Here is a 15,944-nt window from a genome sequence, read left to right on the forward strand (position 1 = left end):
TTCTGAAAGTAAATATTTGAATTCTTTCCTACCATCTTTGTAACCTACTTTTAATAGGAGTATAAACAAATGCAATCTTGAGGAGGGGAAAACGACAATGAATACAGCAGCACCCAATCATGTCATCATTTTATCTTTTGATTGTTTATCAGCTTTAGATTTTCCTATATTACAAGAGCTTCCCCATTTTCAATCCTTGATGCAGCGAGGAGCAATCGCCAAAAAAGTGGAAACAATTTATCCTTCGTTAACATATCCAAGCCACGCTACGATTGTAACTGGCAACTATCCTAGTAAACATGGCGTTATGTGTAATACTTTACTTCAACCAGGGCGAGAATCACCAGATTGGCATTGGTACCGTCGTTCCATTAAAGGAACAACATTATATGACGAAGCACGAAAAGCAAATTTAACAACAGCAGCACTTCTATGGCCCGTTACGGGAAGAGCAAAAATTGACTATAATCTACCAGAAATCTTTCCAAATAGACCATGGCAAAATCAAATTTTAGTTTCATTATTTAGCGGTAGTCTCCTTTATCAACTCGAACTTAACCATCGTTTTGGTCATATTAGAAAAGGATTATCACAACCAGAACTTGATGATTTCGTTCTTGCTTCCGCTGTTTATACGATTCAAACGAAAAAACCTAATGTGATGTTTGTCCATTTTACAGATTTAGACACGCAACGTCATTATCACGGATTTCGTTCTCCTGAAACAGAAGCAGCTATCAAGCGGCACGATGAACGGTTAGGAAAAATAACAAAGGCTTTACAAGCAAGTGGGATATACGAAGAAAGTACCATTATCGCACTCGGTGATCACAGTGCTCTAAATGAAAGTAAAGCAATTCAATTAAACGTTCTCTTTCATCAAAAAGGACTCATTTCTATTAATCGAAGGGGCAAACTCACGCATTGGAAAGCATATTGTCAAAGTTGTGACGGTTCTGCTTACGTGTATGTACAAGATAAAAATGATATAAAAACGATTCAAACTGTTCAACACCTTCTTGAGACTCTTCTTCAAAATAAACAAAATGGGATTGAATTTATTCTTCATGATGAAGCCGCAAAAGAATATGGCGCTGATGGGAATTGTCTTTTTATGCTAGAAGCTCAGGAAGGTTATTATTTCACTGAAAGTTACACCGGAGCCTTTATAAAAGAAATTACAAAGAACGATGTAATTTCTAATAAAAAGTATACATTCGGCACACATGGTTATTCTCCTACAAAACCAAACTATGAAACAATCTTTATGGCGGCTGGAAAAGGAATTCGACAAGGAGTCATCATTCCATATATGCGACTTATTGATGAAGGACCTACCATTGCACGATTACTTGGATTACATCTTGGCAAAACAGATGGAATTGTAATAGAGGATTTACTGCAATTGTAAAGAAAAATGTGTATATGTAAAAATTATGTAAAATTCATCTCTGTTTCTCTTTTTATCCGTTATGTTTTTGTACACTACTATTAGAACATACTAAGGAGGAACATTTTATGGAAAAAATGTCTCGGCAAGAAAAAAGCTGGATATTGTATGACTGGGCCAATTCAGTATATTCACTTGTCATTACAACTGCACTCTTTCCTATTTACTTTAAATCTGCGGCAAAAGAAGCTGGTTTACCCGGTGCAACATCAACAGCATTTTGGGGATATGCAAACTCTATCTCTACACTTCTCATTTCTATACTTGCACCAATACTTGGTACCGTTGCCGATTATAAAGAATTTAAGAAGCGCTTTTTCACCTTCTTTTTCGGTCTGGGCATTCTATTTACAAGTATGCTAGCTATCGTTCCTACTTCACAATGGCATCTATTACTCATTTGTTATATGTTCGCTTTAATCGGATTTGCTGGTGCAAATATCTTTTATGATGCATTTTTAGTCGATGTTACATCAGAAGAGCGGATGGACCAAATTTCAACGCGCGGATTTGCACTAGGCTATATCGGAAGCACCATCCCTTTTATCGGTTGCATTGCTCTTATTATGTTAGCGCAAAAAGGAATCATTCCCTTATCAGCAGGCATAGCGAGTCAAATTTCTTTTGCGATTACAGCCCTTTGGTGGGGACTATTTACAATTCCAATGCTAAAGAATGTAGAACAAAGACACTATATTGAAAGAGAATCAAAACCGATTATTATGAGTTTTAAGCGTTTAGCAAATACTTTTAAAAACATAAAACAATATCGAACCGTCTTTATATTCCTACTCGCTTACTTTTTCTATATCGATGGAGTAGATACGATTATTACTATGTCGACAGCTTATGGAACAGATCTTGGTATTAGCGCAACAAATCTCCTTATCATTTTATTTGTCACACAAATTGTAGCTTGCCCATTCGCTTTATTATATGGAAAACTCTCTGAAATGTTTACAGGAAAGAAAATGTTATATTTCGGTATCATCATCTATATTATTATTTGTATATATGCTTATTTTCTAAAAACAACGTTAGACTTTTGGATTCTTGCTATGCTTGTCGCAACTTCTCAAGGAGGGATTCAAGCATTAAGCCGTTCCTATTTTGCTAAATTAGTACCGAAAGACTCCGCAAATGAGTTCTTTGGGTTTTATAACATTTTTGGTAAATTTGCTGCAATTATCGGTCCCGTACTCGTCGGTGTTACAACCCAATTAACCGGAAAAACAAATACTGGTGTATTAAGTATTACGGTTTTATTTATTCTAGGGGGCTTCATACTAACACGCGTACCTGAACACACTACTTCCGTTACACCACCAACGCCAAAATCAGAAACATTATAATAAAAAAGTTGCCCTTTTATAGAAAGTGGCATTTTTTAGTTTAAAAATATACTTTCAAACCATGTTCGAAGCGCATGAATCATTCCAATTTTAACAGCAAGTTTAATAACAAAAGCACCTCCTGCAACCATTAAAAAGAATGCTAGCTTTCTTTTATTTTTCACTTTCTGTTTCTTCTCCATGTTCTCACCTATAATATTGTTTTTTCTTTATTTAATAATATAATTCATTCTACGCTATGTGCAAATGAACTAATCAAACGTTTGTTTAAAACGAAATATGCGCCCTTAAAAAGTGGAATAAAACAAATCCATTTACACGTCAATCATATACACACAAGTACCACTAAACTTACCCCTACTACAAATATACTACACTGACTTTATTTTTTCTCTTACCGCTTATACGTTCCTAATCTTCAACAAGCCTAAACGATAATACTAGACTCAAATCATATCGATATTTTATACTTTTCAGCTACTGCTCCTTGTGGAGTATTGTATTTCATATCCAATTTGTAAATTTAATTTTTCCTATTCTTTCTCTTAGTCTGCAAAATTATTTTTACACTATCAATATATATTTATCAAAAAACTCCAAATAAAAAGGGCGTAAATCGCCCTTTTTATCCTTTATTCAAATGAACTTTTAACACCATTTTGCTTTGTACTTTCCATTTGATTTGTCACTTTCGCACCACTTATATTCATACGTAAAATAGGTAAAATTGCCATTAAAATGAGTAGCATTGCTATACAAAAGACAACAATGATTGAGGTTACTTCTTTTAACCCCCCAGCAAATGCATTCCCCATTAGCATAGCTCCCATAAAAATTGGAAGAATGGTACCATTTACACGTCCAACCATATTTTCTGGTACAAGCTGAATCATAAGTGTGCCAACAACAATATTAACACAAGCTAAACAAATTCCCGTTCCAAACCTCATGAAGCTAGTCAACCAAAATGATGTCGATACCCCCTCTACGAGAAATGATAGAGCTAACACAAACATACCAAACACAAACGTTTTCTTCGGATGTACCTTAGAAGCAAATATAGCAGCAACACCACCTCCAATTAGCATTCCTATTCCATCAGCAGCTGCTAAATATTGAACGGCTTCCTTCTCTAATCCTAATCGTTCAATAACGAGAAAAACTTCTAATGGATTCGTTAATCCAACCGCTAAACCGATAATCGCAAAAGCAACTGTAATCATACATAAATTTTTCGTTTGAAGAACGAATTTCCATCCTTCCTTTATATCACTTCCTAATGTACGCTCTACTTTTTCCTCTTGTTCAATCCATATTGGTAAAAAGGACAATGTCAGGGCAGATAACAAAAAGAGTCCAATTAAGCTATATAACGCTGTAAACAACCCTAATTGTGTATAAACAACAGACCCTATAACTGGACCAAAAATGAGAAACAATGACTGTAACGTTTGATTGAATGCAATCGCATTTGAAACATACTTTTCTTCTACATAACGTTTAAAAATTTTTGATGATGAAGGCTGAGAAAATTGTCCAACAATCGCTGAAACAAGCGTTGCAAAAAATATAGCCTGCCAATAATCCATTTTTAACAATACAACAATGCCTATAATGGAGCATACACTTAATATATCTCCAGCTACCATTGTTCGGTTCGGATTCCATCGATCAGCTAGTGCACCGCCGACAAATGAAAAAATAAAAATAGGTGCATACTCCATAACCGATAATAATGAAACTGAGATAGGATCGTTGTTCGTCCTTTCCATAACAAAATATAAAAGTGCCATATTTCTTATCCAAATAGCAAATTGTTGCAAAACATCAGATATCATGATTAATAAAAAAGCGCGATTACTAAATAAATTTTTCATTTGAACCCTCCTTATAAACCGACCGTTCGGTCTATTTTTTTATAAGAGAAAGACTACTGATTTAAGAATCAGCTGCCATTCCTTGTAACAATACATCAATCGCTTTTTTATAAACTCGTTTCATCTCTATAGGATCAAGTTCATAGTAAAGCACACCAAGCCCAGACAGTAAACCATTTACAATATACATAAGATCACGAATATTATCCTGACGAAATTCCCCAGATTGGATTCCTTCCTCAATTAATTTTTCAAATACACCATATGATGCTCTTGCTAAAGCGAGCATTTCATCTAGTACTTCTTTACTCACCACTTGGCTTGTAGAAAACTCTTCTACCGCACTAAAAATCGGGTGTTGTGTATCTTCTACATGAAATTCCGCAAGACCATATAATTTTTCAGTGCTCGTATGATATTGCTTTTCTTTCACACTCCACTTCTCAATCCAATCATACGTATGTTGTTTGACCACAAATAAAAATAGTTCTTCTTTGCTTTTGAAATGATAGTAAATACTTCCTTTACTGCGCTCTGTAATTTCACAAATCTCTTCCATAGATGTTGCAGCGTAACCTTTTTGCGAAAATAATTCTTCTGCTTTGTATGCGATTTCTTTTTTTATTTCTTCTGCACTTTTTCTCATATTTCCCTCCAACAAACCGACCGTTCAGTCTAATGATAACAAATATAAAATCTTCATTGCAAGGTGATATTTCCTAAATTCAGAAAAAATATTTTTTAACAATTTCATAGCAGTTCATCTTAATTAATCAAACGTTTGTTTAAAAAGAAATACACTCATAAAAGAGCGTATTTCTAACAGTCTCCACCACCGCAGCAGCCGCCATCGCCTCCGAAAGAACTTCCACAATCATGGGAACTACCGCTATCATGTGAAGTTCCGCTATCAGATCCTGCAAACAAAACGAGCGGAGATGAGGTATGAGTAGATGAATTGTCCCCATTTCCTGTTTTATGTAGGTTTACTTTCTTACTATTTGAGCGAACTGTTTTTACAATCATTCCAATTAAAATGATAAATAACAATGCTGCGATTGCAAATCCCATTTCAATTTCCCCTTTCTATTACAAACCACTACATGTTTCATGTCTTGCTCTCTTACCGTAATTTATGCAGGATTTGATTTTGATACATACGAAAAGCCGAACTTCCTTTTATTTTTCTTTTTTCCATTAACTGTTGAAAGCGAAGTGTTTTTTCCGTTAACTCTTCTTTTAACTTTTTCTTTTCTGACTCATCATAACAACACGCAATCAAGTCCTCTATTTTTAATATATCCTTTTGTAACTCCATCTCCGGAGGAATCATATGCGCATTCTTCAAAATTTTATAACTCATTCTAAGTTCTGGAGGTACCATTGAAAGATCTTCTAATTGCAGTGGTTTTCCCTTCCCAGGTAAATCATTCAGATCACCATTATGAATTGCTTGCCGAATTTTTTCCTCAGCAATATGCAAGAAAACATCCACACTCTCCCCTCCTTACATCCTTTTCCTATTATGTTACAGGAACATACAAAGAATTGCCATGTCATAATATCTCTTCTCTAAACAATTCTTTCTCAAATGATTCTCTAAATCCCTTTATTTTCAAGTTTTATTCTCCCTACTGTATGCATACTTCGCTTACTGCACTCCTTTATATTGAGAAAGTCTTTTTCCAAGCAATAAAACGTTTACACTCAATATGGTGTTTGCTACGATGAAATTAACCTCTCTTACTTGTATAGACCTCGTGATGTCTGTTTGTTTTTGTTAATCGGCAATTTTGCCATTACACATATTTCAATTTTGAAAGGAGAAATGATAATGAGGATAAAAAAATGTTCACTCTTGCTTCTGTCTCTACTACTCTTCTTGCCTCTTTTTCTTACAAACTTTATAGCTCCAAATTTCGCATCAGCAGATTCGACATCAACAAACAAAAAAATTGTTGGATATTTCCCTTCGTGGGGAATCTATGGCCGCAACTATCAAGTTGCCGATATAGATGCTTCTAAGCTCACTCATTTAAACTATGCATTTGCTGATATTTGTTGGAATGGCAGACATGGCAACCCTTCTACACACCCAGATAACCCTAATAAACAAACTTGGGCATGTAAAGAATCTAGTGTCCCACTACAAAATAAAGATGTTCCAAACGGTACGCTTGTATTAGGCGAACCATGGGCCGATGTCAATAAATCCTTTCCAGGTTCAGGAACAACATGGGAAGATTGCGATAAATACGCTCGCTGCGGGAATTTTGGAGAGTTAAAGCGATTAAAAGCAAAATATCCACATTTAAAAACACTTATATCCGTTGGGGGATGGACTTGGTCTAATCGCTTTTCAGACATGGCTGCTGATGAAAAAACGAGAAAAGTATTTGCCGAATCTGCTGTCGCCTTTATTCGAGAATACGGTTTTGATGGTGTGGATTTAGATTGGGAATATCCAGGCGTTGAAACAATTCCAGGTGGGAGTTACCGTCCCGAAGATAAACAAAATTTCACACTACTTCTCCAAGACATTCGAAATGCACTCGATAAAGCGAGCTCTGAAGATGGAAAATCCTACTTATTAACAATTGCTTCAGGTGCAAGTCAGCGCTACGCTGACCATACAGAGCTTAAAAAGATTTCCCAAATTGTAGATTGGATTAATATTATGACATATGACTTTCATGGAGGATGGGAAGCTACTTCCAATCATAATGCTGCACTATATAAAGATCCTCAAGATCCAGCAGCTGATACAAAATATTATGTAGATGGTGCAATAGAAATTTATAAAAATGAAGGTGTCCCAGCAGATAAAATTGTACTAGGTGTTCCTTTTTATGGTCGCGGTTGGAAAAGTTGTGGGAAAGATAACAATGGACAATATCAGCCATGTACACCAGGTAACGATGGAAAACTAGCTTCTAAAGGTACTTGGGATGATTATTCTACCGGTGATACAGGAATATATGATTATGGTGACCTAGCAGCAAACTATGTAAACAAAAATGGCTTTGTCCGTTACTGGAACGACAACGCTAAAGTGCCATACTTATACAACGAAAATACAGGAACATTTATTAGCTATGACGACAATGAATCTATGAAACATAAAACAGATTATATAAAAGCAAAAGATTTAGGCGGGGCAATGTTTTGGGAATTAAGTGGAGATTGTCGTAAGAGCTCAAAGTATGACTGTAATGGTCCAAAGTTACTTGATACATTAGTCACGGAACTATTAAGGGGGCCTATTCAGCAAAAGGATAACGAACCCCCAACAACTGTAAAAAATATTGTTGTGACCAACAAAAATGCCAACTTCGTACAACTAAGTTGGACAGCATCTACTGATAATGTCGGTGTTACCGAATATGAAGTTCGTTCTGGAGAAGAAAAATGGACAACAACAACAAATCACATCACAATTAAAAATTTAGCACCAAACACAGAATATGCTTTCTCTATCATTGCAAAAGATGCTGCTGGAAACCAATCACAGCCTTCTTCTATTACTGTTAAAACAGATGACAGCAATACTTCGCCCCCAGATGGTACTGAGAATGTGAAATTTACAGTTACTTCTAATTGGGGTAATGGTTATAATTTCTCTATTACAGTTAAAAATACTGGAACGACACCTATTAAAAATTGGAATTTAGAATTTGATTACAACGGAAATTTAACACAATTTTGGGATTCGAAACTGATTCGTAAAGAAAATGATCATTATGTCATAACAAATGCTGGCTGGAATAGTGAAATTCCTCCGGGTGGCTCTGTTACAATTGGTGGTGCCGGAACAGGCACTGTAGCAGATATGTTAAATCCTGTTATACAAACAAATTAGTTTGAAGTTACTCTCTATTTATTGAACTCCCCCATCTATCTTTCTAAGAATCCCTGATGGGGGAGTCTTATTTTTAATACCTCTCCACGGTTTGTTATTCACTCTAATCAGTTGAAGTTATTCGTATATTTACTATGTCCCTGTCTCGTTATAAATCTATTTCAAAACAGATCCTGTCTTCATACCTTCTCACCTTATTGTATTCCGCTATTTGAGAGCAGTAAAACTCTCGCTGATTAATCATTCCTCTCCCAGATTCCTTTCATTTAGCATGGAGACGCTTTCCTTTTCGAACAAAAACAAGTTATCGTTATATTATGTTTCTAATATGAAGTTTATGTGAAGTTAGATTGAAGTTTACATGAATTTCCTTTTAAATCTCTTGTTTTTCTTTATTCACCACATTATCCTGTAATTATAGGGACAATCGTTGTTCCAATTTAAGCTATCTATACATATAAACAAAGATAGTAGCCTGTTAGGGAAAGGCATCTATAAATAGTTATAAAATAGACAATATGATAGAAAAAGCACGCTTATATGCGCACCATAAGCGTGCTTCTTCATATAATTCTCATGTAAGAGTTCTCCAAAATCATGTTAATCACAGGGAAAAGGCATTCACTATAAATGTGAATGTTTTTCTTTTGTCGAGCTTCTATTTCTCTAAAAAATAACAAGCCTCTGAACATCTCACATTCAGAGGCTTTCTTTATTTCTTCATATACGGAGCTAATATCTTTAAAATTTCTGTTTTATCTTCTTTTAATTCAACAGATGTTAACATATCCATTGTTCGCGGACGAGGTAAATGAACGTGTACTTCACCTACAATAGTTGCTGGTCTTTGTGATAAGATGAATACACGATCAGATAATAGTATCGCTTCGTCTAAGTCGTGCGTTACCATTACAATTGTTTGTTTCTCTTGATGCCAAGAATCTAAAAGCCAGCGATGCACTTCCATTTTTGTAAAGGCATCTAATTTTCCGAACGGTTCATCAAGTAACATAATAGGTTTCTCACATAAATACGTACGGAGAAAGCTAATCCGTTGCCTCATTCCTCCAGATAATGAGTCGGGATAATGATCTGCATATTCAAACAACCCAAATTGTTTTAATGCTTCCATCCCTTCTGCTAAACGCTCTTGCTTAGACTTCTTTCCCTCAATTTCTAATGGCAATACAATATTCTGCAAAGCTGAACGCCACGGAAGCAATAAATCTTGCTGCGGCATATAACTTACACAATCTTGTGTTTGTACAAGCTCATCATGATACGTAATCTCACCGCTCGTTGGATCTTCAACACTTGCGATCATATTAAGCAATGTACTTTTCCCACAACCGCTCGGGCCTACAAATGATACAAATTCGCCTTCTTGTATAGAAGCATGAATATTCTCTAATACATTTTTACCATCGAATGCTTTCACAACATCTTTTATTCGTAATCCACTCATTTTTCACTTGGAAGGAATTCATTTGTAAAGGCATCTTTTACATCAATTTTCTTTTTGATTACCTTATTATCGTATAAGAAATTCATGTAATTTGTCCAAACTTCTTCCTTCTGTACTCCCCACACTTTTGCATCATCTTGATATTTTGTACTTAACCACTTTTGACTTTCTTGCACTAACTCTTTATTAATATCTGGAACATTCTTAATTAAAATATCAGCTGCTTGTTTTGGTTCCTGAATTGCAAAATGATATCCTTCTGCTGTTGCACTCATAAACTTTTTCACAACATCTTTATTTTGCTTTATGTTCTTTTCACTTGTAATAAGAACAGGGCTATAAAAATCTAGTGCTGGATCTAAATCTTTTACCATTATTGTATTTAATTCTTTTCCTTGACGTTTCGCTTCAATTCCATCCCAGCCATAATAAATCCATTCAAAATCAGCATCACGACCAATTGATTTGAAGAAGTCTGTTTGTCCAAGCACAATTTTTTCTACTTTACTAAAGTCTGCTTGATGTTTATCCATAATGGTTTTTAAAGTTGCTTCTTCTGCTGGTGCACCCCATCCTCCATAACGCTTTCCTTCAAAATCTTTTGGTGAAGTAATATTATCTTTTTTTAAAGAGGCAAATGCCGATGTGTTATGTTGTATAATTGCTCCAATTGATACAACTGGAATCCCTTCCACACGTGCCGATGTAACATTTTCTTGATAGCTCACACCAAAATCAGCTTTTCCAGAAGCAATCATTTGCTCTGCTGATACATTATCACCAGGCTGTATAATTTCTACATCTAAACCTTGTTTCTTATAATAATCTTTTGTTTTTGCTACATATAAACCAGTATGGTTTGTATTCGGAAACCAATCTAAAACAACTTTTACTTTTTTCTCTTTGTCACCGCTCTCTTCTTTCTTCACTGTATTACAGCCGACAACACTTACTGCAAGCAGTGTTGCTAACATGACTTTTAAACTCTTTTTCATTTTTTGTCTTCCTTTCTATATATCCATGGTGCTGTTATTCTTGCCATAAATTCTACGATAGAATATAAAAATAACGTGACGATTACAACCATAGCCGCTATGCCAAATACACGAGCAGTTAAAAATGACTTTGTTGCACGGGTTAACATAACCCCTAATCCTTCGCTTGCACCAAGCCATTCACCAATAATTGCCCCCATCACACTATATGTAACAGCAATTTTTAAACCTGAGAAAAAATATGGAAGCACAGCAGGAAATTTTACTTTTTGATACATTTGCCATTTTGATGCACGCATTGTTTGTAATAATTTGAGCATATTTTTATCTACTGTTTGAAACCCTTCTAAAATACTAAGGGCAATGGGAAAGAAACAAACGAGAATAACAACCATCACCTTTGGTAGCATTCCATATCCAAACCAAATGATAAATAAAGGTGCAAGCACAACAATTGGAATAGTTTGTGAAATGACAAGTAACGGATTCATAAGAAGACGAAAAATCGGGATAACATCCATAATAATAGCAATACTTGTTCCAAGTAGAATTGCAAAAAACAAACCGCTTATCACTTCTTGCAACGTCTTTGTTATATTTGGAAGTAATAGCTCTTTCATGCCAATTAATTCTTGTACAATTGTAGAGGGCTTTGGCAATATCCATGGTTCAATGTGAAATAATGAAACAGATCCTTCCCATATCGCAATGAGAAGAATCAGCCAAATCGTTGTAATTACGAAATTAGATCGCTTCTGTTTTGTCATATTCATCACGATACTTCCATACTTTTTCATCAATTGTTACACCTGTACTTGGACGATAGTGGATTTTAATAGAAGTAATCACTTCTTCTGCTCCAGCATCTACACAAGCTTGTTGTGCACGTTTTATAATATCAAGAAGTTCATCTAACTCTCCTTCCATCGTTGTTTCCATCGCACCTACTTCATAACGAACACCTGATTGTTGGACAACTTCAATTGCCTTATCCACAACTGCATATAAATCTTTTGTTTTTGCTTGTGGTACCACTGAAAATGAAATTGTAACTTGTTGTGACATGCTAAAATCCCCTTTGCAAAATAATATGTTTGAAAACAAGAAAAGGCTTTCCCACTATGACGTAGGAAAGCCTTGTATGCAAGTTATTATAAAATAACATATGCTACATTTCCTTAAGCAACTCCCTACGCTGGCATTATCCAGATCAGGTTGAGGGTCGATGTTCCTTTACATCCTCTCAGCCACTTGGCTCCCCGGTCCTTAATTCGTTTTCATTGTAGCATGATTTATTTTATTGAACAAACAAAAGCATGGTATATCTTATCTGTTATTTTTCTATGTTTGGAAAATACCCCACTTGTTTTCCATGTGCTAATAGCTTCTGAATAAACTGTTTGTCAATGACTGGCACTGCAATTTGCTTTTTCTTTATCCATTCATTTGTTCTTTTTGTACCTATTACAATTTCAGACTGCTGCGCTCCATCGCCAGCTACTTGTGAAGCAATCAATTCTGCTATCTCCTCATCCTCTTTCGCTAACTGTAACCCTGAATCTACATATTGCGAAAGCGGAACAACTTCTAAATGATGCCCACATTCTATCATTAACTGCACAAAATGTACAAAGTCAATCGGATCTGGATGACAAATATGCAATGTTTCCCCTATAATTTGAGAATCTTGCATATACGTCACAATCGATTTACTTGCAAAATCAATTGGAGCAAAGTCCACTTTCCACTTCACGTTTGGCGCTTGTCCAATTAATAACATCGTTTTAATGAGACGATAAAATGCATTTCCTTCAATATTTCGTTGAAATACTCCCGTTTCGGAATGGCATGCTAAATTACCAGCGCGATAAATATTCCCTCTCATGCCACGACTCATTGCTTCACGAACAAGATTTTCTGCCTGTAATTTACTATTGGAATATACATTCTCTAGCTCTACATTATACTCAAAATCACCGCGTTTTTTATACGTATCCCATTGTTCTACTGCTAAATCGATTGGAATACTAATCGTAGAAATAAAGTGGAATGCTGCTCCTTCATCGGCTAATGCAAGCATGCGCTTTGTCCCTTGAATATTTACATTTTCAAATTGCTTTACATCACCGAAATGTCTTACATCCGCCCCGCAGTGAACGACTGCATCAACTTTAGAACGTATCGCTATAAACTCTTCCTTACTAAGCCCAAAGTATTCTTCACCAAGGTCACCAGGAACAGCTGTGATACGTGCCAGAGCTTCATTTGGAATATCATGAAAATAGCCTGTTAAAGTTTCAATAATTCTTTGCTCTACATCTTTTTTAGGTCTTACTAAACAGTAAATATGAGCTGAAGTTTGCTGTAATAATTCATATAGGATATGTGATCCTAAATAACCTGTTGCTCCTGTTAAAAAGACATTTGAAATCCGGTTATTAGTTATTCCTTCCGTATATTGAATCGCCTCTGGTTCATGTATCCATTTATATTCATGAAATACATTTTCTTCTCGGGTTAACTCCCTTTGTATTCGCGCTAACTTATACACTGTTTTTTCCTTAAAGAAGTCTTGAATTGTTAAATGCGGAAAATCTTCTTTTAACAATGTTAAAATACGTAATACTTTTAATGAATGCCCACCAATAGTAAAGAAATCATCATGTACACCAATTTTGGAAACTCCTAATACTTCTGCCCAAGCCTGTGCGATGACCTTCTCCGCTTCAGTAGATGGTGCCACATATTCTTGTAGACGAGTCGGCTCATACGCTTCTTCTAGTTGTCCTAGTTTCTTAACATCTATCTTCTTATTTGGTGTAAGCGGTAGTTCATCAATATAAATTAACTTAGACGGAATCATATAATCTGGTAACTGCTCTTGTAACTTGTAAATGAGTTCTGGTATTTCTTTTTTCGTTAAAGTTGTATAAAAAGCAATCAAATATTGACTTCCTTCTTTACTTTTCTTAGCAAACACAATATTTTCTTTTACATTATGATTTTGAGAAATTTGATTTTGAATTTCTCCTAACTCAATACGATGTCCTCTAATTTTCACTTGATCATCTTTTCTATGTAAAAATTCAATATTCCCGTCTTCTAAGAGTCTAACGATATCTCCAGTTTTATATATATTAACAATAGGGTTGAATGGGTTTGGAACAAATGCTTCTACTGTTTTTTCCGGTTTATTAAAATATCCTTTTGCTAGTCCTACTGACTCTATATGCAGTTCGCCAGGTACACCAATTGGACAAAGCCTCATATTCTCATCCAATATCATAATTTGATAATTCGCACACGGCTTACCAATTGGAACACTTACAATATTCTCATCCAACTGACTCGGAATCGGATAAGTTGTTGTTACGACTGTACACTCTGTCGGTCCGTATACATTATGAATTTGAATATTTGTTCCAATTCTTTCTCTCCACAATTTAATTACCTCGATCGGTAACATCTCTCCGCCAATCGCAATCCGTTTCAATGAACTCAGCTTATATATCTCTTCATCTTCTAAATAAGTTGCTACTTGTCTTACAAAAACTGTCGCTAACGCTAAAATAGAAGTTGCTTTTACTTTATGGATTGCATTTGCAAATGCTTCTACTGATAAACGTTCTTCTTCTAATAATACATATAAAGTGCCTCCGCAAAATAAAGCAGCAAATAACTCCCATACAGAAGCATCAAAGCTAAATGAAGGAAACTGTGCAAATACATCCTCTTCTGTTAATTCATATTGTTGTTGCATCCAAGTACATAGATTGACAACACCTCGATGAGCTAACATTGTCCCTTTCGGATTCCCTGTCGATCCTGATGTATAAATCATATATGCTATATCATCACAATTGATAGGAAGCTTCACATCATTCACTACATAATTCTCACTATCATAAATTGAGATTGCTTGAATACCTTTAGATGTAATCTCTGTTTCTTTTGTTAAAATAACTTTCGCTTTACTATCTTGAATAATATACTCAATTCTACTTTCCGGATAATCTGGATCAATTGGAACATATGCCGCATTAGCCTTCAACACAGCTAATATACTTATCACGGTGTCGATACTGCGTTTCATAAAAATCCCCACATAATCTCCTGGTTTCACACCATTTTGTATTAACATGTGAGCTATTTGATTACTTCTTTGATTCAATTCTTGATACGTTAAAGCACCTTCTTTAGAAGATAATGCAATACGATTTGGAAATTGCTCAACCGTTTTATAAAACATCTCGACAATGCTTGTTTCTGGATATGTTGCTTTCGTATTATTTATCTCATTATAGAGCGCTATCTCTTCATCTGTAATAATATGAAAATTCTCAACAAGTTCATCCCTATTCTGTAAGGCGTGTATGAATACTCTCTCTATTTGCCTCATATAGCGAGCAATCGTCTTTTCCTTCCAGATCAAACTATTAAATATTACTTCTACACCTTGCTTCTCTTCCGTAAGGACAAATTGTAATATATCATTCTCCTGTGAATGATAGTATGTTTGACCAATAATAATAGGTGAAATTCCAGATAGATTATAATGCGCTTGTAATTCTTGTATGTCTGTCTCATCCATCGCTTGAATTTGACCTATTTGCTCAGCAATCTGTTCTTTTAAAGTTTTATAAGAAAGGAAATGAGAGATTTCGATCATAATAGGAAATAGTTGTTCCCTTTCATGATACAAAACAATTATATGTTTCTCATTAGTAATATGATGTAACCACATTATACTTGCTCCCAACAGATCAACCATATGAGCTGCTATTGGAAACAATATTGTTTTTGTCTCTACTTCTCCTTCTAGATTTCGGAAATCCATAGGGATTCTACTTTTTCCGTTTATTTTTTCTAGAGACTCTTTAATTTTTTCATTATAGGAATTTGTTAATACTGCTTCCATTTCATTCACTTCCCTTACTATCTACACC

The 15,944-nt window shown here is 35.1% G+C and carries 13 protein-coding genes and 1 riboswitch; of the genes, 3 read left to right on the forward strand and 10 right to left on the reverse strand.

Features of this window, described 5'->3' with window-relative positions; genetic code table 11:
• Positions 1–97: 97 nt before the first annotated feature.
• Both MR063_RS13785 and MR063_RS13790 read left to right on the forward strand, forming a co-directional pair.
• Entirely contained in the window at positions 98–1,411 is a 1,314-nt protein-coding gene (locus MR063_RS13785) for an alkaline phosphatase family protein (protein WP_242198589.1), read from the forward strand.
• 107 nt (positions 1,412–1,518) lie between these two features.
• A complete protein-coding gene (locus tag MR063_RS13790) occupies positions 1,519–2,802 on the forward strand; it encodes an MFS transporter (RefSeq protein ID WP_242198591.1) in 1,284 nt (427 codons plus the stop codon).
• Between the two features lie 35 nt (positions 2,803–2,837).
• Here MR063_RS13790 and MR063_RS13795 read toward each other — a convergent pair whose 3' ends face one another.
• From MR063_RS13795 to MR063_RS13815, 5 genes are all read right to left on the reverse strand, one after another.
• The gene (locus MR063_RS13795) at positions 2,838–2,984 is read right to left on the reverse strand and encodes a histidine kinase (protein WP_242198593.1); all 147 of its coding nucleotides are present in this window, start codon (positions 2,982–2,984) and stop codon (positions 2,838–2,840) included.
• 450 nt (positions 2,985–3,434) lie between these two features.
• Positions 3,435–4,679: an MFS transporter gene (locus tag MR063_RS13800; RefSeq protein ID WP_242198596.1), complete on the reverse strand. Its 1,245-nt coding sequence runs from the start codon at positions 4,677–4,679 to the stop codon at positions 3,435–3,437.
• Positions 4,680–4,740: 61 nt separating this feature from the next.
• Positions 4,741–5,325: a TetR/AcrR family transcriptional regulator gene (locus tag MR063_RS13805; protein ID WP_242198599.1), complete on the reverse strand. Its 585-nt coding sequence runs from the start codon at positions 5,323–5,325 to the stop codon at positions 4,741–4,743.
• A 173-nt stretch (positions 5,326–5,498) separates the two neighbouring features.
• Positions 5,499–5,750 (reverse strand): hypothetical protein, encoded by a 252-nt coding sequence (locus MR063_RS13810; RefSeq protein ID WP_242198601.1) that lies wholly within the window; start codon positions 5,748–5,750, stop codon positions 5,499–5,501.
• A gap of 52 nt (positions 5,751–5,802) precedes the next feature.
• Complete coding sequence (locus MR063_RS13815) at positions 5,803–6,174, reverse strand: DnaJ family domain-containing protein (protein WP_242144388.1); 372 nt, start codon at positions 6,172–6,174, stop codon at positions 5,803–5,805.
• A 339-nt stretch (positions 6,175–6,513) separates the two neighbouring features.
• On the opposite strand from MR063_RS13815, the gene MR063_RS13820 reads away from it, so the two are divergent.
• Positions 6,514–8,538 carry a glycosyl hydrolase family 18 protein gene (locus MR063_RS13820; RefSeq protein WP_242198603.1) on the forward strand — a complete coding sequence of 675 codons (2,025 nt, stop codon included), beginning with the start codon at positions 6,514–6,516 and terminating at the stop codon, positions 8,536–8,538.
• A 712-nt stretch (positions 8,539–9,250) separates the two neighbouring features.
• On the opposite strand, the gene MR063_RS13825 is transcribed toward MR063_RS13820, so the two are convergent.
• The 5 genes from MR063_RS13825 to MR063_RS13845 form a co-directional block, all read right to left on the reverse strand.
• Positions 9,251–10,003, reverse strand: a complete 753-nt coding sequence (locus MR063_RS13825; protein WP_242198605.1) for an ABC transporter ATP-binding protein — start codon at positions 10,001–10,003, stop codon at positions 9,251–9,253.
• Positions 10,000–10,998: an ABC transporter substrate-binding protein gene (locus tag MR063_RS13830; RefSeq protein WP_242198607.1), complete on the reverse strand. Its 999-nt coding sequence runs from the start codon at positions 10,996–10,998 to the stop codon at positions 10,000–10,002. The genes MR063_RS13825 and MR063_RS13830 overlap by 4 nt, the downstream gene beginning before the upstream one ends.
• A complete protein-coding gene (locus MR063_RS13835) occupies positions 10,995–11,771 on the reverse strand; it encodes an ABC transporter permease (RefSeq protein WP_242198798.1) in 777 nt (258 codons plus the stop codon). Before MR063_RS13835 ends, MR063_RS13830 begins: the two co-directional genes overlap by 4 nt.
• Positions 11,743–12,063, reverse strand: a complete 321-nt coding sequence (locus MR063_RS13840; protein WP_242198609.1) for an MTH1187 family thiamine-binding protein — start codon at positions 12,061–12,063, stop codon at positions 11,743–11,745. Before MR063_RS13840 ends, MR063_RS13835 begins: the two co-directional genes overlap by 29 nt.
• 105 nt (positions 12,064–12,168) lie before the next feature.
• Positions 12,169–12,270, reverse strand: a riboswitch (TPP riboswitch).
• A gap of 61 nt (positions 12,271–12,331) precedes the next feature.
• On the reverse strand, positions 12,332–15,916 hold the full coding sequence (locus MR063_RS13845; protein ID WP_242198611.1) for a non-ribosomal peptide synthetase family protein: 3,585 nt from the start codon (positions 15,914–15,916) through the stop codon (positions 12,332–12,334).
• Positions 15,917–15,944: the final 28 nt, after the last annotated feature.

Origin of the sequence: Bacillus cereus group sp. BfR-BA-01492 (assembly GCF_022662815.1) — a bacterium.
GTDB classification, from domain to species: Bacteria; Bacillota; Bacilli; order Bacillales; family Bacillaceae_G; genus Bacillus_A; species Bacillus_A cereus_BD.